The 20984-nt window shown below is 63.2% G+C and carries 20 protein-coding genes; 12 read left to right on the top strand and 8 right to left on the bottom strand.

Going from position 1 to position 20984, the window contains the following annotated elements; genetic code table 11:
- Positions 1-13: 13 nt before the first annotated feature.
- The 6 genes from Q0478_RS13045 to Q0478_RS13020 all read left to right on the top strand — a co-directional run bounded on the left by Q0478_RS13045 (position 14) and on the right by Q0478_RS13020 (position 5794).
- Positions 14-814, top strand: a complete 801-nt coding sequence (locus Q0478_RS13045) for a GntR family transcriptional regulator (protein ID WP_298679960.1) — start codon at positions 14-16, stop codon at positions 812-814.
- Complete coding sequence (gene leuC / locus Q0478_RS13040; RefSeq protein ID WP_298679958.1) at positions 814-2217, top strand: 3-isopropylmalate dehydratase large subunit; 1404 nt, start codon at positions 814-816, stop codon at positions 2215-2217. Before Q0478_RS13045 ends, leuC begins: the two co-directional genes overlap by 1 nt.
- Positions 2217-2828 carry a 3-isopropylmalate dehydratase small subunit gene (gene leuD / locus Q0478_RS13035; protein ID WP_298679956.1) on the top strand — a complete coding sequence of 204 codons (612 nt, stop codon included), beginning with the start codon at positions 2217-2219 and terminating at the stop codon, positions 2826-2828. The genes leuC and leuD overlap by 1 nt, the downstream gene beginning before the upstream one ends.
- Positions 2829-2913: 85 nt before the next feature.
- Entirely contained in the window at positions 2914-3927 is a 1014-nt protein-coding gene (gene dctP / locus Q0478_RS13030; RefSeq protein ID WP_298679954.1) for a TRAP transporter substrate-binding protein DctP, read from the top strand.
- Positions 3928-3986: 59 nt separating this feature from the next.
- The gene (locus Q0478_RS13025; RefSeq protein ID WP_298679952.1) at positions 3987-4487 is read left to right on the top strand and encodes a TRAP transporter small permease; all 501 of its coding nucleotides are present in this window, start codon (positions 3987-3989) and stop codon (positions 4485-4487) included.
- On the top strand, positions 4487-5794 hold the full coding sequence (locus Q0478_RS13020; RefSeq protein ID WP_298679951.1) for a TRAP transporter large permease: 1308 nt from the start codon (positions 4487-4489) through the stop codon (positions 5792-5794). Before Q0478_RS13025 ends, Q0478_RS13020 begins: the two co-directional genes overlap by 1 nt.
- Before the next feature lie 24 nt (positions 5795-5818).
- Here the strand turns inward: Q0478_RS13020 and Q0478_RS13015 are convergent, their stop codons facing one another.
- Positions 5819-6931 carry a polysaccharide biosynthesis/export family protein gene (locus Q0478_RS13015; RefSeq protein WP_298679950.1) on the bottom strand — a complete coding sequence of 371 codons (1113 nt, stop codon included), beginning with the start codon at positions 6929-6931 and terminating at the stop codon, positions 5819-5821.
- Positions 6932-7028: 97 nt separating this feature from the next.
- On the opposite strand from Q0478_RS13015, the gene Q0478_RS13010 reads away from it, so the two are divergent.
- Both Q0478_RS13010 and Q0478_RS13005 read left to right on the top strand, forming a co-directional pair.
- Positions 7029-7820, top strand: a complete 792-nt coding sequence (locus tag Q0478_RS13010; protein ID WP_298679986.1) for an NAD-dependent epimerase/dehydratase family protein — start codon at positions 7029-7031, stop codon at positions 7818-7820.
- Complete coding sequence (locus tag Q0478_RS13005) at positions 7817-8446, top strand: sugar transferase (RefSeq protein ID WP_298679949.1); 630 nt, start codon at positions 7817-7819, stop codon at positions 8444-8446. The genes Q0478_RS13010 and Q0478_RS13005 overlap by 4 nt, the downstream gene beginning before the upstream one ends.
- On the opposite strand, the gene Q0478_RS13000 is transcribed toward Q0478_RS13005, so the two are convergent.
- The 3 genes from Q0478_RS13000 to Q0478_RS12990 form a co-directional block, all read right to left on the bottom strand.
- Positions 8421-9137, bottom strand: coding sequence for an NAD(P)-binding domain-containing protein (locus Q0478_RS13000; protein ID WP_298679948.1), 717 nt, complete (start codon positions 9135-9137; stop codon positions 8421-8423). The two genes, Q0478_RS13005 and Q0478_RS13000, sit on opposite strands and share 26 nt — an antisense overlap.
- 177 nt (positions 9138-9314) lie before the next feature.
- Positions 9315-9908: a GcrA family cell cycle regulator gene (locus Q0478_RS12995; protein WP_298679947.1), complete on the bottom strand. Its 594-nt coding sequence runs from the start codon at positions 9906-9908 to the stop codon at positions 9315-9317.
- Between the two features lie 100 nt (positions 9909-10008).
- Positions 10009-10908 (bottom strand): DMT family transporter, encoded by a 900-nt coding sequence (locus Q0478_RS12990; RefSeq protein WP_298679946.1) that lies wholly within the window; start codon positions 10906-10908, stop codon positions 10009-10011.
- Between the two features lie 241 nt (positions 10909-11149).
- On the opposite strand from Q0478_RS12990, the gene Q0478_RS12985 reads away from it, so the two are divergent.
- Positions 11150-12358 (top strand): aspartate aminotransferase family protein, encoded by a 1209-nt coding sequence (locus Q0478_RS12985; RefSeq protein WP_298679944.1) that lies wholly within the window; start codon positions 11150-11152, stop codon positions 12356-12358.
- On the top strand, positions 12355-13281 hold the full coding sequence (gene argF, locus Q0478_RS12980; RefSeq protein ID WP_298679942.1) for an ornithine carbamoyltransferase: 927 nt from the start codon (positions 12355-12357) through the stop codon (positions 13279-13281). Before Q0478_RS12985 ends, argF begins: the two co-directional genes overlap by 4 nt.
- A gap of 132 nt (positions 13282-13413) precedes the next feature.
- Here the strand turns inward: argF and Q0478_RS12975 are convergent, their stop codons facing one another.
- The 3 genes from Q0478_RS12975 to hrpB all read right to left on the bottom strand — a co-directional run bounded on the left by Q0478_RS12975 (position 13414) and on the right by hrpB (position 17959).
- On the bottom strand, positions 13414-14901 hold the full coding sequence (locus Q0478_RS12975) for an inorganic phosphate transporter (RefSeq protein WP_298679940.1): 1488 nt from the start codon (positions 14899-14901) through the stop codon (positions 13414-13416).
- 81 nt (positions 14902-14982) lie between these two features.
- Positions 14983-15444, bottom strand: a complete 462-nt coding sequence (locus tag Q0478_RS12970; protein WP_298679938.1) for an NUDIX hydrolase — start codon at positions 15442-15444, stop codon at positions 14983-14985.
- A gap of 91 nt (positions 15445-15535) precedes the next feature.
- Entirely contained in the window at positions 15536-17959 is a 2424-nt protein-coding gene (gene hrpB / locus Q0478_RS12965; protein ID WP_298679936.1) for an ATP-dependent helicase HrpB, read from the bottom strand.
- Positions 17960-18020: 61 nt separating this feature from the next.
- Here hrpB and meaB point away from each other — a divergent pair, with 61 nt between their 5' ends.
- Together meaB and hisD are read left to right on the top strand one after the other, a co-directional pair.
- Positions 18021-18995 (top strand): methylmalonyl Co-A mutase-associated GTPase MeaB, encoded by a 975-nt coding sequence (meaB, locus tag Q0478_RS12960; protein WP_298679934.1) that lies wholly within the window; start codon positions 18021-18023, stop codon positions 18993-18995.
- Between the two features lie 139 nt (positions 18996-19134).
- Positions 19135-20448, top strand: a complete 1314-nt coding sequence (gene hisD / locus Q0478_RS12955; protein ID WP_298679932.1) for a histidinol dehydrogenase — start codon at positions 19135-19137, stop codon at positions 20446-20448.
- A gap of 12 nt (positions 20449-20460) precedes the next feature.
- On the opposite strand, the gene Q0478_RS12950 is transcribed toward hisD, so the two are convergent.
- Complete coding sequence (locus Q0478_RS12950) at positions 20461-20808, bottom strand: hypothetical protein (RefSeq protein WP_298679930.1); 348 nt, start codon at positions 20806-20808, stop codon at positions 20461-20463.
- Positions 20809-20984: the final 176 nt, after the last annotated feature.

Genomic DNA, 20984 nt, shown 5'->3' with positions numbered 1-20984 from the left:
GGGAGAATCATCGATGCGGCCGGAAGCTGTCCAGATACTGCCAGAAGGGGCCAAGGCGCGGCGTGTTTACCTTGCTCTGCGCGACCAGATCAGCGGTGGCGATTTGCGCGATGGCGAGACTTTGCCGGGCGAACAAAAGCTTGCGGAGGCGTTCAGCGTCAGCCGGGTGACGGTGCGCCGGGCACTTGATGCCCTGGCGCAGGGCGGCTTGATCGAGCGGCGGATCGGCAGCGGCACGCGGGTGCGCGCCCGCGCGGCCAGCGGCCAGCGCGCCGAAATGAATTTCAACACGCTCATGCCCCAGCTTGTGGAGATGGGCCAGAAGACAACCGCGCGGCTTTTGTCGTTTTCCTATGGCAGCGCGCCTGATTTCGTTGCGTCTGCGATGGGTTTGGGCGGGGCGGCCAAAGTCCAGATCGCGACACGGGTGCGCCTGGCGGGGGATGTGCCGTTTTCGCATTTGACAACATATGTGCCGGCGCAGATTGCCCAGAACTACTCGGAAAACGATTTGGCGACCACGCCGCTTTTCAAGCTTCTGGAGCGCAGTGGCGTGCAGATCAAGGAAGCGCATCAATCGGTGAGTGCGATGCTGGCGGGGCCGGATGTGGCCGAGGCGCTTGAGGTTGAAGTGGGCTCTGCCCTGCTCTCGCTGCGCCGCGTTGTGCGGGATGTGGAGGGCAATGGCGTGGAATATCTGTCCGGGCTCTACCGGCCCGACATGTTTCGCCTGGACATGCCGCTGACGCGGGTTGGCGAAGGGGGCGCGCGCCACTGGGAGCCGGCGATTGGCGAGAGCGGGAGCGAGCGTTGATGGGCGCTGCGCAAACCATGCTCGACAAGCTCTGGGGTGCGCATGAGGTGCTTTTGCGCGAGGATGGCGTGTCTCTGCTCTGGGTGGACCGGCATTTGGTGCATGAAGGCTCGCATCATGCGTTTGCCAAGCTGAAGGCGCGTGGTTTGGCACTGGCCGAGCCTGCACTGACATTTGCGGTTGTGGACCATTATGCGCCCACGCGGGGCCGCGCACGGCGTGCTGATCCGCAGATCGAACGGATGATCCAAACGCTGCGCAGCAATGCAACCGCGCATGGGGTGCGGCTTTATGATCTGGATGACCCGTTGCAGGGGATTGTGCATGTGCTTGGCCCCGAGGAGGGGTTGACGCTGCCGGGGCTGCTCATCAATTGCGGTGACAGCCACACCTCGACCCACGGGGCTTTCGGGGCGCTGGCCTTTGGCATTGGCGCCACTGAGGTCGCCCATGTTCTGGCCACGCAAACCATTTGGCAGCGCAAGCCCAAGGCGATGCGGATTACGGTGGATGGGGCGTTGGGCCCGGGGGTGAGCGCAAAGGACATTGCTCTTGGCTGGATTGCCCGCCTTGGCACCGATGGCGCTCAGGGCCATGCGGTTGAATATGCGGGCAGCACGGTCCGGGGGTTGTCCATGGAGGGGCGCATGACGCTGTGCAACCTCTCGATAGAGGGCGGCGCGCGGTTCGGGATGGTTGCGCCAGATGAAACGACATTTTCGTATCTGCAAGGGCGACGCTTTGCGCCGCAGGGGGCTGGCTGGCCCGCAGCCTGCGCGGATTGGACGGCGCTGGCCAGCGACGCAGATGCGCATTTTGAGCGCGAGGTGTGGCTGGATGCGGGCGAGATCGCCCCGACGGTGACATGGGGGACTAGCCCTGAGCAGGCCCTGCCCATCACCGCTGTTCTGCCTGATCCGGCCGATTTGCCCCCCGCAAAGGCCGAAGCGGCCCACGCGGCCTATGCCTATATGGGCCTGACACCGGGGCAGAGGCTGGCCGGCACCCCGGTGGACCAGGTTTTCATCGGCTCTTGCACCAACGGGCGGATCGAGGATCTGCGCGCGGCGGCGGCTGTTCTGGCCGGGCGCAAGGCGAAGGTGCCCGGTCTGATTTCGCCCGGCTCGGCACAGGTGAAGGCGCAGGCCGAACGCGAGGGGCTTGACCAGATTTTTGGCGCGGCGGGCCTTGAGTGGGCCGCGGCGGGCTGTTCGATGTGTGTGGGGATGAACGGCGACCTTGTGGGAGAAGGCAAGCGCTGTGCGTCCTCGACCAACCGCAATTTCAAAGGCCGTCAGGGGCGCGGTGCGCGCACCCATCTGATGAGCCCGGCGATGGTGGCGGCGGCCGCTGTGACAGGTGTGCTGAGCGATGTGCGCCCCTTGCTTGAGGGGCGGGTGTGATGAGCGGTTGGAACAGCCACAAGGGTTTGGCGGTTGGCCTGCCGCAGGCCAACATCGACACGGACCAGCTGATTCCGGCGCGTTTCATGTCGGTGCCGCGCGCGGAGGGCTATGGGCCCTATTTGCTGCATGATATGCGCCGAGACGCAGAGGGACGCTTGCGCGCGGAGTTTGCGCTCAACCGTCATGAGGGGGCCAGCGTGCTGGTGGCCGGGCGCAATTTTGGCAGCGGCTCCTCGCGCGAGGCGGCTGTCTATGCGCTTGTTGATGCGGGCATCTGTGCGGTGATCGCCCCGAGCTTTGGCGATATTTTCGCCTCAAATGCTGTGAACAACGGGCTGTTGCCTGCCAGGATAGACGGGGCGCTTCAGGGTGAGCTGGCCACGGCTCTGGCCGAGGGCGCGCGGGACATCGAGATTGATATCAGCGCCCGCCAGCTTCGGCTTGGGACGCTGAGTGGCGCTTTTGAGCTGGATGACAGTTGGGCCAAGAAACTCATCAACGGCTGGGACGATATTGACCTGTCGCTGGCGCAGGGCATGGCCATCAAGAAATTCAAAGATTTACGCTATCAAACCACCCCTTGGGCCTGGCCCAGCGGACCGGATTGAAAACCGCCACCTTGGGCGGAAACATTGGGCAGAAACAGGCCCGAAAGAAGGGGGCGACTGCCCCGAAACAGTGGAGGACGACACGATGAAGATGAAACTACTGGGAAGCCTGCTTGCAGGTGCCACGCTGGTTGCGGGCGCACTCAAAGCGGAAGAGACGATTTCGGCGGTGCATGCTTTTCCGGAAACGCTGATCTACACCAAGAGCTTCCTGAGCTTTGTGGACAAGGTAAATGCCGCCGGTAAGGGGGTGATCCAGATTGATGTGCGCGGTGGCCCCGAGGCGATTGGCATGTTCCAGCAGCCCGATGCGGTGCGTGATGGTATTGTTGATATGGTCTATACGCCCGGCTCTTTTTATGGCGGTGCGCTGCCTGAAAAAGATGCGATGGTGGCCTCAAACCTCACCGCGGTGGAAACACGCGTCAACGGTGGCATCGCCCTGATTGACCAAATCCATCAGGAGAAGATGGGCCTGAAGTATCTGGGCTGGTTTGACAGCGGGGTGTGCTACAACCTCTGGACACGCGATGAGCCGCAGTTTGATGCGAACGGCAACCTTGAGGTGGAAGGGCTCAAGCTGCGTGGCAACAACGTGTATAACGCGTTCTTTACAAACTACCTCGGCGCGCAGGTCATTGATTTGCCGACAGGCGAAGTTTATTCCGCGTTGCAGCGCGGTGTTGTTGATGCGACGGGTTGGACCCAGATCGGCCTGATTGATCTGAAGTGGAACGAGTTTCTCAACTACCGGATCGAGCCCTGCTTTTTCTCGACTGACCTTGGCGTGATCGTGAACAACGAAAAGTGGAATTCACTGTCTGAGGAGGCCCGCACGATCCTTCAGGATGTGGCGATCCAGCACGAGAAAGACAGCGTTGCCGCGTTGCAATCCAAGCGAGATGAGGACTTTGCCGCGCTTGATGCTGCGGGCATGAAGGTTATCTCCCTGGAGGGCGAAGCCAAGGCCAACTATCTTGCGGCAGCCCGTGAAAAAACATGGGAGCGCATGAAGGAGGTCATGGCCGGACAGCCCGGTGGCACAGGCAATTACGACCGTCTGCTTGAGCTGTTCTACGACCTTGACGCAGCCAAATAACCCCCCACGCGGGCCTGCCCTTGGGGGTGGGCCCGTTTTGCTTTTTGGAGCCCTCTGCGATGATCACCAAAACCTATAAGGGTCTGCTCTACGGGATGGCCGCGATATCGGGCTTCATGCTTGTCTGGATCATGGTGTCGGTCATCACGTCGGTTGTGATGCGCAACTTTGGAGTGCAGCCCTTTGCCTGGCTTTTCACGTCGGCGGAATATGGCCTTCTCTATATGACCATGCTTGGCGCGCCCTGGTTGGTGCGCGAGAAGGGGCATGTGCATATCGAGCTGGTCACCGCCAGTTTGCCCGAGCGCGCGCGCCAGAGTCTCAGCCGGGCTGTGGCGCTGGCCTGTGTTCTGGTTTGCGTGATCCTGGCCTGGAAGGGGGCAGAACTGGTTCTCACCAACCTGGAGCGCGGCGACTTTGACACCCGCGCCTACTACTTCCCGCGGTGGCTGCTTACGATTGCCTTTCCGCTCTCGTTTGGCCTGATGGCTGTAGAATTTTCCCGCTTCGTTTTCGGTTCCGAGCTGATGCACAGCGGCGAAGCAGGGATACACGAATAATGGAATGGTTCGAGGCGCTGGCCCTACTGTTGGGCACTATCGTTTTTCTCATGGCGATCGGGATGCCGATTGCACTGGCTTTTCTGGCGGCCAACATCCTTGGCGCTTGGGTCTTCATGGGCGGAGAGCGTGGCATCACACAGCTGTTGAACAACGGGCTGGGCGCGCTGACCAAATACGCGCTGATGCCCATCCCCCTGTTCTTGTTGATGGGGGAGATTTTCTTTCACACCGGGCTTGGCGGGCGGATGTTCACGGCGATTGACAAGCTGTTGGGCCGTTTGCCTGGCCGGCTGAGCTATGTCACGGTGCTGGGTGGCACGGCGTTTTCCACGCTGTCAGGCTCCTCTATGGGCTCCACGGCGCTTCTTGGTTCGCTCATGGTTCCGGAGATGAGCCGCCGTGGCTACAAATCGCATATGAGCATCGGCCCGATCCTTGGAACAGGTGGGCTGGCCATCATCATCCCGCCGTCTGCGCTGGCTGTGCTGCTGGCCACATTGGCGCAAATTGATGTGGCTGCCCTGCTGATTGCCGGGGTGATCCCCGGGCTGATCCTGGCGGGGTTTTACATGGCAACGATCTGGATTCAGACCAAGATAGACCCGACAGCCGCCCCGGCCTATGAGGTTGCGCCCATGTCTTTTGGCACCAAGCTGGCTCTGCTCTTGCGGGAGGTTGTGCCGATGATCAGCGTCATGGTTGTTATCATCGTGCTGATGATACAGGGTTTTGTGACCCCCTCGGAGGCTGCGGCCTTTGGCGCTTTGGGCGTGCTCTTGCTGGCGGCTGTGTTTCGCTGCCTCACATGGGAGGCGATGAAAAAGTCGGTGCTCGGGGCGATGCGGGTGACGTTGATGGCCTATCTCATCGTGTTCGGCTCGGCCACGTTCAGCCAGCTTCTGGCCTTTTCCGGCGCATCACGCGGGCTTGTAAGCTGGGCGACCAGCTTTGATCTGGCACCGCTTGTGATGCTGCTTGTCATGTTCGGGGTGCTTTTGCTGCTTGGAATGTTCATGGAACAGATCTCGATCATGCTGCTGACGGTTCCGATTTTCTTTCCGCTGGCGCAGACGCTTGGCTTTGATCCGATCTGGTTTGCGCTGATCATGCTGCTCTCGCTGGAGATCAGCTTTACCACGCCGCCCTTTGGCTTGCTTCTGTTTGTCATGAAGGGGGTGGCCCCGGCGGGAACGACCATGCGAGAGATATATACCTCCGCATTTCCCTATATTTTCTGTTCGTTGTTTCTGGTGGGGTTGCTGATCGCCTTTCCCGGGCTTGCGCTCTGGTTGCCGTCCTTTTGAGCAACCAGAGCGGCCCGCAGCGGGTTAGCTGCCGCTCAGGGTTGTGGCCAGTCCGAAGGCCGAGCCGATCAGGCCAAAGAGTGAGCGCGCCGCTGTGACGGCCGATTCTGTGGCGAGAATGGTGTCTCCGGCGGCGATCTCAAAGCTGCGGGCGGCAAAGAGGCCGTCGGCATGGGTGAGATCGAAGGTGAAGACCACATGGGCAAGCTCGGGCCGCCCGGGGCCTGCGCCGGTTTGTGCGGCGCTGTATTCACGCAACACCAGAACCGCCTTGAGATTGGCGCGCGCATCTGAGAGCCCGCCCAGCCGCGACAGGGCTTCCATGGCGGTGATGGTCTCCTGATCAAAGGGCACGATTGTCTCTGTGCCGGTTGCGCCGAGGGCGGTGAAGTAGCGGTCATCCTCGCGCACGATGATTTTGTCGCCACCGCGCAACACGGTGTTCAGGGACTGATCGGTATAGAGTTTTTCGGCGCGCACCGCATAGGAGCGGTTGGCGCGGTTGAGCCGCACAAGCGGATTGCGCAGCCCTTGGTCGATTCCGCCAGCCAGCGAGAGCACGCTCAGGATCGAGGTGTTCTTGCTGGGCAAGGGGTAGCTGCCGGGCTTGCCAACGCCAGCCACCAGATCGACCGAGTTTTGCTGTCCGGCGCTCAACATGAGCTGCACCTGTGCTGAGGGCGATATTTCGGTGAGGCGTTGCTGGATATGGCGGCGGGCTTCTGTGGAGCTGAAGCCGGAGACGACCACCTCATCCAGATAGGGCACAAAGACCGTGCCCGCAGGCGAGACCCTCAGCCCGCGCATATCGGTTGATTTTGAGCCGGCCCCTGTCAGCAGGGAGTTGGCATCACTGTCCCAGATGATCAGGTCGATGCTGTCGCCGGCGCGGATTGTATCGGCGTTGGAGCCGCGGGTGGCGCTGGGCCAGCTGTAGGGCGTTGTCGCGCCCGTGCGTGGCCAGCTGGCAATATCGGGCAGCGCGGCGCGGGTGACCGGCACAACCTGAAAGCTCGGATCTTGGGAGCGTGTCTCGCGGACCACCTCTTGGACAAGCGCCGCTCCGCGCGGCAGCGAACAGGCGGCAAGACTGAGACTCAAACAGGCCAAAAGACCGAAACGGGCAAACAAACGCACAAGACCCCCCCAGACAAATTGGGTGCTTTGCCCTGTTTACACGGGCAAGGGGGTGCTAGGAAGGCCAAATAGCCAGTGGAGTTTATTTTTGGGCAGAGTGATTTTTCTGGGATCGACAGGGAAGCTGGGCCGCGCCTTGCAGCGCGTCTGGAGCGCATCGCCCCCTGAGGGCCTTGAGCCCCTGTGGCTCGGGCGCAAGGCGCTAGAAACGCAAAGCCGCTTGCCCCGGGCCCAAGCTGTTGTGGCTTTGTGGGGGGTCACCCACGGCCCGGCACAGGCGCTGGCGCAGAATGTGCCGCTGGCCGAGGCCGCGCGGGTTCTGGCCAAGGCCAGTGGCGCGGAGCGGGTGCTGCATCTCTCCAGCGCGGCGGTGTATGGCGCTTGCGCCAAGGCAGACCCCAGCGAGGCCGCACCGCTTGCGCCGCTGGGCGCTTACGGGCAGGCGAAGGCCGATATGGAGGCGCGGATTGCGCTTTTTGGGCCGCGCCCGCGCAACTGTGTGTTGCGGCTGGGCAATGTGGCGGGCTGTGACAGTCTGTTTCGCACCCTTGCGGAGGGCCGTGTCGCCGAGATTGACCAGTTTGAAAGCGGCAAGGGGCCACAGCGCAGCTATATTTCCGTGCCCCAATTCGGGCGTGTGCTGGAGGCGCTTCTGGCGTTGCCGCTGGCCGAGCTGCCTGATGTGTTGAACGTGGCGCAGCCCGGGGTTGCCGAGATGGGCGCGATTGCGGCGGCGGCGGGGGCCCCTGTGTGCTGGCGGCCTGCGCCGGCGGGGGCCTTGGCGCGCGTGGCGCTGGATGTGCGCGCCTTGCAGCGGATTGTCGGTTTGCCCGAGGTGACGCCCGAAGCACTGGTGGAGAGCTGGCGTTGCTGGGGAGGCTGGGCATGAGCGCGGCCAAGCGGGCAATGGACCTTGTGCTGGCGCTTGTGCTGGCGACGCTGCTTTGGCCTGTGGCGCTTGTGATTGCGCTTGCCATTAAGCTCACCGACGGGGGCGATGTGTTTTATGTGGCTGAGCGGATGCGCGGCGTAGAGGCGCCCTTCCTGCTCTGGAAGTTTCGCACCATGCGCCCTGCTGCGGCCAACGAGGGTGTTTCGGGCGCGGATAAGGCCGACAGGATCACACCGGTGGGGCGTTTCTTGCGGCGCACGCGGCTCGATGAGCTGCCGCAGCTCTGGAACATCTTGCGCGGCGATATCAGCTTTGTCGGGCCGCGCCCGCCGCTGAGGCGCTATGTCGAGATGTTCCCTGAACTTTACGGCGAGGTGCTGAAGGCGCGCCCCGGTGTGACGGGGCTGGCGACACTGGCGTTTCACCGCCGCGAGGAGGCGCTTCTTGCGGCCTGCACCACGGCGGAGCAAACAGAGGCGGTTTATGTGCGCCGCTGTGTGCCCGTGAAGGCGAAGATCGACCTGATTTATGCGCGCGAGCAGAGCCTGTGCTACGATTTGCAGCTGATGGTGGCGACTGTGCTGCGGCGCGTGCCGCTCAGAGCGCGGAGAGGCCGCTCTTGAGCGCGGCGAAGCTGCCTGTGGCCTCCATATGGGCGCGCAGGCGGGCGTTGTAGCCGCCTTCTGTGCTCAAGGAAGCGAGCAGGGGCGCAAGCGGGCTGGCTGTGAGATTGGAGGCCACGAGGCTGCGCAGGAAGTCTTGCGCTTTGGTGGCCTCAGCGCCTTGGGTGGCGGCCCAGCCCGCGGCTTCAAGCAGCATCTGCACCACGGGGGAGAGCACGGCTTGCGCAGAGAGCATGGCGGCGAACTCTGCCGCGCTGTCCATGGCGAAGACATCATGCGCGACGAAGATTTCTGTAACCAGCTCTGACTGTGGGAAAGCGATGAGCGGGGAGCGGCCATGGGCGATGGCCGGGAACGGCAGCACGAGGCTTTCGGCTGTGGCGGGGGCGACAAGCGCCTGAACTTCGGGCAAGGGCAGATCGGCGATGAAGGAAACCACCCGCTGGCCCGCGCGGAAGGGCAGCGCGGGCAGCAGGCCTTGCGCCACATCGGGCATAAGGCCGAGAAAAAGCACATCGGCTGCGGTGACAACGCCCGCGTTGTCGGCCACAGAGACGTTCGGGTAGGCCGCGCTGAGCGCGCGCGCGTTGGCGGCGGAGCGCTCGGACACCGCGATGGTATGGCCCAGAGGGGCGAGGGCGTGGACAACCGCTGTGCTGATGGTGCCTGTGCCGAGAAAACCGAGGTTCATGTCGTGCTCCTTGAAAGGGTTTGCGCTTTAGCTTCGCTAAATCGCGGTGGCGCGTGCTGCGGGGCGGCAGAAACGCGAAAGCCTGCGCGGGATGACAGCGCAGGCTTTGGATATTTTTGGCAATAAGAAAGGGCTGTTGTGCGTTGTTTGAAAACACCGGCACGGTTTCCTAGGGATTTAGCGCTTGCGGTCGCGGCGTGAGGACATGGGCTGGAAGGCCACGCCCACATGGGCTTCGCAATAGGGCTTGCCGGACTGTGTGGGCAGGCCGCAGAACCAGAAATCATCTGTGGCGGGATCGCCCACGGGCCATTTACAGGTGCGCTCGGTGAGTTCCATGAGGCTCAGTTTTTTGGCCTTCTTCTCGATCTCGTTGACCTTGGCGAGGGCCTCGGCGCTGATCTCGTTGTTGGAGGGCTGTGGCGGCAGGGGCTGGCCTGCGGGAATGATGGCGCGGCGCGCAGGGCTTTTGGGGAAGGGTTTGGCCTCGGCTTCCGGAGCCGCCACGGGCGCAGGCTCGGCGGGTTTGGGCTTTTTGGCTGCGGGTGCCGGTTTGGGCTTGGAGGGTTTTTTCGGAGCGGGTGCGGCCGCTGGCTTGGTTTCGGTTTTGGCGGTTCCTGTGGTGGTGCGGTTGGACAGGCCGAGGCGGTGCACCTTGCCGATCACCGCGTTGCGGGTGACACCACCAAGCTCTTTGGCGATCTGGCTGGCCGACTGGCCTTCGCCCCACATTTTTTTCAATACGTCTACGCGTTCGTCTGTCCAGGACATGCGGTTTCCTTGAGGTTGGGGGGCCGCGCGCAGGAGGCGGGCCAGAACTCGGATCAGCGCCCTATACTAAGCATCGCAGCCGCAGATACAAGGCACAGAATCACTTGCGCTCAGATGGGGACTGTTTGAGATGGCTTTCGCGCCACGCCAGCAGGCCGGCGCCCGAGAGAATGGTGGTGGCACCCAAGAGGGTGACGGCATCGGGCCATGTGGCAAAGAGGGTGGCATCATAGGCCGCGGCGAAGATCAGCGTGGCAAAGGAGAAGGGGGCGACATAGCTGGCGTCTGCGCGGGCCATGGCGTTGACGAAGAAAAACTGCGCCGCCGCCATGGCACTGCCAACACCGGCGAGAACAAGCCATTGCGCTGCGGTTGGTGCTGCCCAGACAGGCAGCACGGCGAGGCTGGCTATGGCGAGGCCGAAGGCGTTGTTGACAAAGAGGATTTGCAGCGCGGGTTCGCGCCCTGAGAGCCGTTTGATGAGGATGATCTCAAGGCCCATGACGAGCGCGGCTGCCAGCGCGAAGAGCCCCCCGAGCGCGAAGCTGGCCGACGAGGGGCGCAGCAGCAAAACTGCGCCCAGCAGGGCAATGCTGGCAGCGCTCCAGCGGATGGGCCCCACCCGCTCGCCGAGAAGCGGAATTGCGAAGATCATGGCAAAGACGGGGTTAAGAAAGCTGATGGCCGTGGCATCGGCCAGCGGCACGAAGGCCACGGCCGTGAACATCAGTGTGACGCCGCCCCAGCCCAGAAACGAGCGCGCCGCATGGAGGGCAAGTGCGGGTGCGCGGATGGGTTGGCGCGTTGTGGCGACCACGGTGCTGATCAGCAGGAAGGCAAAGAGAAAGCGGCCATGGCTGATCTGCAAGGGATGCAGAGGCGCGCCAAAGCGCGGATCGGAGGCGAGCTTGGCCATGAGCGTGGAACTGGCGATGAAGAATGTGGCTGCCAGCATCAGCAAGACGGCGCGGCGTGGGTTGGGGCTAGGTAATAGGCTCATTGGGCAAGCGATAGTGGATGGCCGGGCCGTGGCAAGCGGTTTCTGCTTTCCTTGCGGCAAGCAGGCTGTTAAAGCGCGCGTATGTGCAAGGCTGTGATCTCTTTCTTCTCACGACGTCGACGAGCGTAAGCTCTTCGGATGCATGGGCTTGGGCGCGGCCATAAGGCGCTCTTTTCCCTCCCAATGTTGACTATGCCTGCCTGCTTCGGCACTTATCGGGCTTCTTATAGAGGACTGGACCATGACTCCTTCTGCGACTGCTTCTGCAATCCCATCTGTTTTGCCAACCTACAGCCGTGCGCCTTTGAACTTTGTCAAAGGCGCGGGCAGCTGGCTGACGGAAGCGGACGGACGACGCTTTCTGGACCTAGGCGCCGGGATTGCCGTAAACGCGCTGGGCCATGCGCACCCGGCACTTGTTGACGCGCTGACGGAGCAGGCGGGCAAGGTGTGGCATCTGTCCAACCTCTACGAAATCCCGCAGCAGCAGGCTTTGGCGGACAGGCTGGTTGAGGCAACCTTTGCGGATACCGTGTTTTTCACCAATTCGGGCACGGAAGCTTGCGAGCTGGCGGTGAAGATGGTGCGCAAACACTGGTATGACAAGGGCCAGCCGGAGCGGGTCGAGATCATCACCTTTGACGGCTCGTTTCATGGCCGCTCTTCGGCCGCGATCGCGGCGGCGGGCAGCGAGAAGATGACCAAGGGCTTCGGGCCTTTGCTCGGTGGTTTCACGCATTTGCCATGGGGCGACCATGAGGCCTTGCGCGCGGCTGTGAGCGACAAGACCGCTGCGATCCTGATCGAGCCGGTGCAGGGCGAGGGGGGCATTCGCCCGCTGCCCGACCAGTGCTTGAAGGGCTTGCGCGATATGTGTGACGAGACGGGTGCGCTTTTGGTGCTCGATGAGGTGCAATGTGGCGTAGGGCGCACGGGCAAGCTCTTTGCCCATGAGTGGGCCGGGATCGAGCCGGATATCATGATGGTGGCCAAGGGCATTGGCGGGGGGTTCCCGCTGGGGGCTGTTCTGGCCAAGGCCGAGGCGGCGCGCGGCATGGGTGCGGGCACCCATGGCAGCACGTATGGCGGCAACCCTCTGGGCTGCGCTGTAGGCCTCAAGGTGATGGAGATTGTGGCCGAGCCCGCGTTTCTGGCCGATGTGAACGCCCGTGCGGGTGGTTTGCGCCAGAAGCTGGAAGGGCTGGTGGCGGCGCATCCCGATGTGTTTGAGGGCGTGCGCGGCACGGGGCTGATGCTGGGCCTCAAGTGCAAGGTGGCGCCTGCGGAGTTTGTGAGCGCGGGCTATGCGGCCGAGGTGATCACCGTTCCGGCGGCGGACAATGTGGTGCGGCTGTTGCCGGCGCTCAACATTGGCGAGGATGATATTTCTGAGGCCGTGACACGCCTTGACAGAGCCGCGACAGCGGTAAGCGAAGGATTGAAGGCATGACCCATTTTCTCGACATTCATAAGACCAGCAAGGAAGATTTGCGCGGCATCATCGACCAGGCGGCGGCCATGAAGGCGGCGCGCGCAGGGCGGCCCAAAGGCGAAATGGACGACACGCGCCCGCTGGACGGGCAGATGGTGGCGCTGATTTTCGAGAAGCCCAGCACGCGCACGCGGGTGAGCTTTGATGTGGGCATCCGCCAGATGGGCGGGCAGACCATGCTGCTTACCGGCAGCGAGATGCAGCTGGGCCATGGCGAGACGATTGCCGACACCGCCAAGGTTATGAGCCGTTATGTGGACCTGATCATGATCCGCACCTTTGACGAGAGCGTGCTTTTGGAGATGGCCGAACACGCGAGTGTGCCGGTGATCAACGGGCTGACCGACCGCACGCACCCCTGCCAGATTATGGCGGATGTGCTGACCTATGAAGAGCATCGTGGGCCGATCAGGGGCAAAAAGGTTGTCTGGTGTGGCGATGGCAACAACGTCTGCGCCTCTTTCTTGCACGCGGCGGCGCAGTTTGGCTTTGATATGGTCTTTGCGGGGCCAAGCCAGCTTGATCCGGAGGAGGAGTTCATCGGGCTGGCGCGCAAGGCGGGTGTGAGTGTGAGCATCGAGCGGGACGCGGCCAAGGCCGTAGCGGGCGCGGACCTTGTGGTGACGGACACCTGGGTGAGTATGCATGACGGGCAGAGCACCAAGGAACGGCGGCACAACATGCTGAGGCCCTATCAGGTGAATGAAGCTCTGATGAAGCACGCCAAGCCTGATGCGCTGTTTATGCATTGTCTGCCGGCGCACCGCGAGGATGAAGCCACGAGCGCTGTGATGGACGGGCCCAATTCGGTTATTTTTGACGAGGCCGAGAACCGGTTGCACGCGCAAAAAGCGATTGTGCGCTGGTGTTTGGGCGTCTGAATTGTGCGCCTGACGGCGCGCAGGTTTTTTTGACTGGGGGACCAGTCCCCCAGACCGCAGTTTTAACTGGGGGACCAGTCCCCCAGACCCCCTGGGATATTTCGGGCAAAAAGAAAGTGCGCGCGCTTTGGGTTAGTTTACGACAGCATTCAGGATGTAGAAGATCAGCCCTGACATGATGGCGGCGGCGGGCACGGTGATCACCCATGCGGCTATGATGGTCATGAAGTGGCTGCGGCGCACGAGCTTGCGGCGGCGGCGCTCTTCGGGAGCAATCCGGCGCTCTTGGGGCAGGGTTTGCGCGCTGGTGCGCATCCGCCGGAGGGCATCCCATTCGCGGTAGAAGCCGACGCCAAAGACTGCGCCCACGGCGATATGGGTAGAGGAGACCGGTAGGCCGAGCCAGCTTGCGACGATCACTGTGATGGCGGCCGAAAGCGAGACACAATAGGCGCGCATCGGGTTGAGCTTGGTGATCTGGGAGCCGACCATGCGGATGAGCTTGGGACCGAACAGAAAGAGGCCGAAGCTGATCCCGAAGGCGCCGATCACCATGACCCACATGGGAATGGCAACCTTGTCAGCGAAGCTGCCGTATTCGGCGGCGTGGACGATGGCGGCGAGGGGGCCGACGGCATTGGCCACATCATTGGCGCCATGGGCAAAGCTGAGCAGGGCGGCGGAGATGACCAGGGGGATACCGAAGAGCACCTTGAGAGATTTGTTGCGGTTTTCCAGCCCTTCGGCCTGGCGGCGGATGAGGGGTATTGTCACAAGCCAGGCGATGACGCCGAGCGCGAGGCCGATGAGCAGGGCTGTGGGGAGATCGATTTTCATCACACGTTTGAGGCCCTTGAGCGCAAGATAGGAGGCAAAGGCCCCTGCCATGATGCCCACAAGGATCGGAACCCATTTGCGCGCGGCGGCGATTTTGTCGTCCTGATAGATGACGCGGGATTTGATGAGCGCGAGAAAGGCGGCGGCGATGAGGCCGCCTAAGACAGGCGAAATCACCCAGCTCGCGGCGATCTTGCTCATGGTGGGCCAGTTGACGGCGGCAAAGCCCGCCGCGGCGATCCCTGCGCCCATAACGCCGCCCACCACCGAGTGTGTGGTGGAGACAGGTGCGCCGACCCATGTGGCCAGATTGACCCAGAGCGCGGCCGAGATGAGCGCGGCCATCATCGCCCAGATGAAGATATCGGCGGAGGCCATTGTGGAGGGGGCGATGATGCCTTTGGAGATGGTTGAAACCACATCACCACCGGCCAAGAGCGCGCCGGCACTTTCAAACACCACCGCAATGGCAATGGCACCGCTCAGGGTGAGTGCATTGGCGCCCACAGCCGGGCCCATGTTGTTGGCAACATCATTGGCGCCAATATTCAGCGCCATATAGGCCCCGAAGACAGCGGCGAGGATAACCACAGAGTTTTGTGGCTCAAAGCCAAAGAAGATGGCCGCCGAGAGACCGGCCAGAACCATGAAGGCCAGCGCGATGCCCGGCCCGACCATGGGGCGCGACACATATTGGGTGGCGTTTTCCAGATAGGAGAGGCGGTGCAGATCGCGGTCGAGTGTTTCGAGGTGATCTGCGTTGTGTTTGTGAAAGTCGGTCATTGTGCCCCCCTGGCTTTGGGGGTCGGTAGCCAAGGTGAGCGCAATTTTCAATCAATTTGTCATAAAATTGATACAAAACTGTTACAAATTGCGGAGGATGTCCTGAAGTTGGGGTTCGCAGACCATGTTCGCGGCCTCATCTGGAGAGACCCATTTGCGGCTGCGCTCGGAGGCCTCGGGGTAGTCATCGCGCATTTCGCTGACCTTCACGGGGAAGACAAGTGTTTGCACAGCCACGGGCAGGCCGCTTTTGAGCTCTTTGTCGTAGTCGTAGTGACCGAGCAACTTGCCGGCTGTGCCTTTGCGCACGCCAGCCTCTTCCCAGGCTTCTTGCAAAGCGGCTTCGGGGGCGTTTTTGCCATCAATCGGCCAGCCCTTGGGGATGATCCAGCGGCCTGTATCGCGCGAGGTGATGAGAAGGATCTTCTTTTCCCCGTTGCCAGAGCCCTGCTTGTAGCAGAGCGCGGCCACTTGCAGCCGCTTGGGGCGGCGCAAAAACGGGCTTAGGAGCTCTTCCCAAGCTTTCTTGAAGGTATCGGTCATGGTTTACTGACTATCTGCCGCAAATTTATTTTTGATTAACGCCACCATAGCCGATCTGTTTGAAAATTGCAAAAGAGGGGCATATCGGCGGTTAAGAGCGGCGCTTGCTGCGCAGGGTCGGATCGGCTTCGCGGGGGTCTTCGGGCCATGGGTGGCGGGGGTAGCGACCGCGCATATCCTTGCGCACGTCTGCATAGGACGTGTCCCAGAAGGCGGGTATATTGAGCGTCGTTTGCACCGGGCGCTGGGCGGGCGACAGAAGCGTGACGCGCAAAGGCTTGCCTGCCACTTGCGGGTGCGAGCGCTGGCCGAACATTTCTTGAAGGCGCAGGGAGATTTCGGGGTGCTCGCCTGCGTAATCAATCGGGATTTTGCGGCCCAGAGGCGTGGTGAAATGCGCGGGCGCGTGCTGTGCAAGCAGCTGTGTCTGCTCGTAAGACAGCAGCGCTTGCAAGGGGGCGTGGATGTCAAACGCCTTCCAATGTGCGCTGGTTTTGACGCCTGTGAGGTAGGGCGCGAGCCAGCTTTCCAGCGTTGCCAGCAACGCGTCATCGGACATATCGGGCATGGCGTGGCCCGCGGCGGCCAGAAGGGCCACGCGGGCGCGCAGACGCTCGGCGGCGGGCGAGGGTTTGAGACCCAGCTCGCGGATGCCTTCGCACATGGCGGCGGCGAGGGCCTCTTCGGGCGCGTCTTTCCAGAGGCGGCTTTGCAGGGCGATCTGGCCGAAGCGCTCTTCCTCGCTGGCCAGCACACGGCGCTCGCGGCGCGACCAGTGGCAGCTTTTCTGCCATGTGATCTCGCGGGCGAATGTCTCGCGCAGCTCGGCCTCGCTGATCTGCAAGGCGGCGCGGATGCGGGCTTCGCGCGGGTGGCCGTCAGTATCGGTGATCACGAGGAGGCGGGCGGCGGCGAGGGGGTCATCCTCGGCGAGATAGGTGCCTTTGCCGCCGGATGTGAGGTAGCGCGGGGCATCGCCCGCGCGGCGCAACGCGATACGATCAGGATAGGCGAGCGCGGCCATTTGCGGCGGCGTAAGCGCGCGGGCGCTCGCGGGCGCGACCCGGGCGAGGCGCTTGGCCTCTTGGCGCACCTGCGCCAGCGCGGCGTGGTTCACTTGCTGCGGCACGGCGCGGGGGCTATCGAGCGCTTTGAGGCGCAGGGAGAGATCGGCGGGGGCAGATTTGAGGATGTCCCGCTCGGAGAGAAGGGCGGCCAGCCCTGCTGCATCCTTGCCTGCGAGCGCGAGCATATGGCCGAGACGCGGGTGCACCGGCAGGGCGGCGAGCGCGCGGCCGTGGGCTGTGATGTGCTTCGCGTCATCGAGCGCGCCAAGCGCTTGCAGGAGGCTCTGCGCCTCGGCCAGCGTGCCTTCGGGCGGGGCTGTGAGCAGGGGCAGATCGGCGCTGCCCCAGAGGGCCAGCTCCAGCGCGAAGGGGGCAAGATCGGCCACCTCGATTTCGGCGGGGGCGAAGGCGGGCAAAGCGCCTTCTTCGCCGCGTGTCCAGAGGCGGTAGCAGATGCCCGGTGCGACACGGCCTGCGCGGCCTTGCCGTTGGGTGGCCTCGGCGCGGGAGGCTTTTTCTGTGACCAGCCGCGAGAGGCCAGAGCCTGCATCGTAGCGCGCGCGCCGCGCGAGGCCCGCATCGAGCACCACGCGGACATCTTCGATGGTGAGCGAGGTTTCGGCGATGGAGGTGGCCAGCACCACCTTGCGGCCCGTGGTGGCGGGGCGGATGGCGGCTTGCTGCTCTTTGAACGGCAGCGCGCCGAAAAGCATATGCACGCGGACGCCATCGGGCAGGCACTTGTCCAGTAGTGCGGCGGCGCGGCGGATTTCGCCCTCGCCGGGGAGGAAGGCGAGGAGGCCCCCTGAGGTTTCGGGGAGCACTGTGAGGACTTGCTCGGCCATGGCTTCGGCAATGCGCGCGCCTTTGGGCAGGGGGCGCTCAAGCCAGCGGGTCTGCACAGGGAAGCTGCGGCCTTGGGAGGTGACCACGGGGGCGTCGCCCATGAGGGCTGCGACGGGGGCGGCATCGAGCGTGGCGGACATAACGAGGAGTTTGAGGTCATCGCGCAGGGCCTCACTGACCTCAAGGCAGAGGGCGAGGCCCAGATCGGCGTTGAGCGAGCGCTCGTGGAATTCATCAAAGATCACCATGCCGACCCCTGCAAGCTCGGGATCAGATTGCAACATGCGGGTGAGGATACCTTCGGTGACAACCTCGACGCGGGTGTGCTGGCTTGTGCGGCTCTCGCCGCGGATGCGGTAGCCCACGGTTGTGCCGACCTCTTCGCCCAGCGTGCTGGCCATAAACTCGGCGGCGGAGCGCGCGGCGAGGCGGCGCGGCTCCAGCATGAGGATGCGACCCTTAATAAGGCCCGACTGCATCAGAGCGAGGGGCACAACCGTGGTTTTGCCGGCACCCGGGGGCGCTTGCAGCACGGCGCGGGGACCATTTTCAAAAGCGCAGAGCAGCGCGGGCAGCGCCTCGTGGATGGGCAATTTGGACATGGTCCTATGGAGCATGGCGCGGGCTGGACAATCAAGCGGCAAAGAGGGCATATCTGGGCGCATGGATATTGAAGCAGTTGCCTTGAGAATTCTGGACGGGGACAGGCGCGCGCTTGCGCGGGCGATCACGCTTGTGGAGAGCGGCCGCGCGGACCACCGCACCCAAGCGCGCGACCTTCTGGAGCGCTTGAAGGGGGCCGGGCGGCAAGCCCTGCGCATTGGCCTGTCGGGCACGCCGGGTGTGGGAAAATCGACCTTTATCGAGAGCTTCGGCCTCATGCTTGTGAAAGCAGGGCTGCGGGTGGCTGTGCTGGCGGTTGACCCCAGTTCGGCGCGCTCTGGCGGCTCTATTCTGGGTGACAAGACGCGCATGGAGCATCTGAGCCGTGAGCCGCGCGCCTTTATCCGCCCTTCGCCCAGCCAGACGCAGCTTGGCGGTGTGGCGCGGCGCACGCGGGAGGCAGTGGCGCTCTGTGAGGCGGCGGGCTTTGATGTGATCCTGATCGAGACCGTGGGTGTGGGGCAGTCCGAGACCGTTGTTGCCGAGATGTCGGACCTCTTTATCCTGCTGCTTGCTCCTGCGGGTGGCGACGAGCTGCAGGGTGTGAAGCGCGGCATCATGGAGATGGCCGATATCATCCTGATCAACAAGGCGGATGGGGATTTGAAGCCTGCCGCAACGCGCACCTGTGCGGATTATGCGGGCGCTTTGCGCTTGCTGAGGAAGCGCGCGCAGGACCCTGAAGGCTTTCCGAAAGCGATGACGGTTTCGGCTGTGGAAGAGCTGGGGTTGGCTGAGGCCTGGGAGGCGATGTGCGCGCTCACGGACTGGCGGCGCGCGAACGGACATTTTGAGAACACGCGGGCGCGCCAAGCCCGGCACTGGTTTGCAGAAGATGTGCGCCAGGGCTTGCTGGCGCGGTTGCAGACCGGCGAGATGCGCCTTGTGATGGATGCACTGGCAGGGCAGGTCGAGGCAGGCGAGATCACGCCTTCGGCGGCCGCCGCGGCAGCGCTTGAGACGCTCGGCGGTTAGGGGCGGTTTCAGAAAGATCGAACAAGCCTTTTGGCGGCACGAAAAATAGCCTGTCCGGCGGGCCTTTGATCTGTGAGGGTGCTTGATTTCAGGCGCGCGCGCCCGCTGAACTGGGGCAAGCATGACAGGAGCGCGCGCCATGGCCATTCACTATTTGAAAACTGCGGACAAGGAGCTTGAGGCCCGTGCGACGGCGGATGTGACCGACACCGTGAAGGTGATGCTGGCGCGGATCAAGGCGGGTGGCGAGGCGGCGGCGCGCGATTATGCCAAGCGGCTGGACGGCTGGGACGGCGACATCGTGGTGAGCGAGGCGGCTGTGGCCGAGGCTGTGCGCGTTGTGCCGCAGGAGCTGAAAGACGACATTGCCTGGGCGCATGACAACATCCGCCGGTTTGCCGAGGCGCAGCTGGCGACGGTGAGCGAGATGGAAGTGGAGCTGCGCCCCGGGCTTTTTGCGGGGCAGAAGCTGATTCCGCTTCATGCGGCGGGGGCCTATGTGCCGGGCGGGCGCTATGCGCATATTGCCAGCGCCTTGATGACCATCACCACCGCGAAGGTGGCAGGGGTAGGCCATATCACGGCCTGTTCTCCGCCCAAGCCCGGACAGGGCATTCACCCTGCGATCCTTTATGCCATGCAGCTGGCGGGGGCAGACCATATTCTGGCGCTGGGCGGTGTGCAGGGGATTGCCGCCATGGCCGGGGGGCTGTTTGGCGCTCAGCCTGCGGATATCTTGATCGGGCCGGGCAATGCTTTTGTGGCCGAGGCCAAACGGCAGATGTTTGGGCCGGTGGGGATTGATATGTTCGCGGGGCCAACCGACAGTATGGTGATTGCCGATGCGGGGGCGCAGGCTCTCCGCGTGGCATGGGATCTTGTTTCGCAGGCAGAACATGGGCACAACTCGCCCGTGTGGCTGGTGAGCGACAGCGAGGCCTTGGCGCGGGAGGTTATGAGGCTTGTGCCGGAGTTGGCTGCGCAGCTCCCCCAAGACAACCGGCATGCCGCCGAAGCGGCCTGGCGGGACTTGGGCGAGGTGATTTTATGTGACACGCGCGCGGAGATGGCCGAGGTGGCAAATGCCTATGGCCCGGAGCACCTTCATGTGCAGGCGCAAGACCTGGGGTGGTGGCGCGCCACGCTGCGCTCGTATGGCTCGCTTTTTCTTGGTGCGGAGACAACGGTGAGTTTTGGTGATAAGGCGGCGGGGCCCAACCACACCCTGCCGACATCGGGGGCCGCGCGCTACACGGGCGGGCTTTGCGTGCATAAGTTTCTAAAAACCGTGACCTGGCAGCGGGTGAGCGCGGCGGGTCTGCCCGATCTGGCGCGGGTCAGCGCGAATATCTCGCGCCACGAAGGAATGGTCGGTCATGCCCGCGCCGCGGAGATCCGCCTGGAGGCGCACCGGCCTGCGACATCCCAAAAACCGCGGCTGGCGGCGGGGTGATCTCGCCACAAATTAGCCGCATATTTGCTCGGCCGTGTCGGCGTATTCACTGTATTTGGCCCAGAACCGCTCATGGCCTGCTGCGCTGGACTGGCGGATGTCCTGGGCTTTTTGGGGGTTGCCGTAAAAGGACGCTGCCAAGGATTGGTCGGGCTTTGAGAGGGTCATATCGGCGACAGCCTGGATACATCCGCAGAGCTGACGCGAACGGGCCTTTCTGTCGGAGACGAGGCAGGCGCGCGAGATCGGCCCTGATGTGGCTGCCGGAATGGCGGCGGTGTAGCGTGGCGCGGATTTATAGCCGTTGCTGCCGCATGAGACGAGAGTTGTCAGGGCCAAAAAGGGGAGTAACTTGTTCATCAGGACGGGTCTCGGCGGGCGGTGAGATTTACGATATCAACATGACGGCTTTTGACAGGGGTTTCAATGGGAGATGCCAAGAGGGTTGCGCTTTGGCTGCGCCAAATCGCCCGGTGGCGCCTCGGCCCTGCGGGCCTCGGCGCAGGGGTGCGCTGTGTGGCTGACGGAGGAAAGGG

Origin of the sequence: uncultured Lentibacter sp., assembly GCF_937123735.1 — a bacterium.
GTDB lineage: Bacteria > Pseudomonadota > Alphaproteobacteria > Rhodobacterales > Rhodobacteraceae > Lentibacter.
The sequence above is the reverse complement of the archived record's forward strand: the minus strand, read 5'-3'. Positions and strand labels throughout refer to the sequence as shown.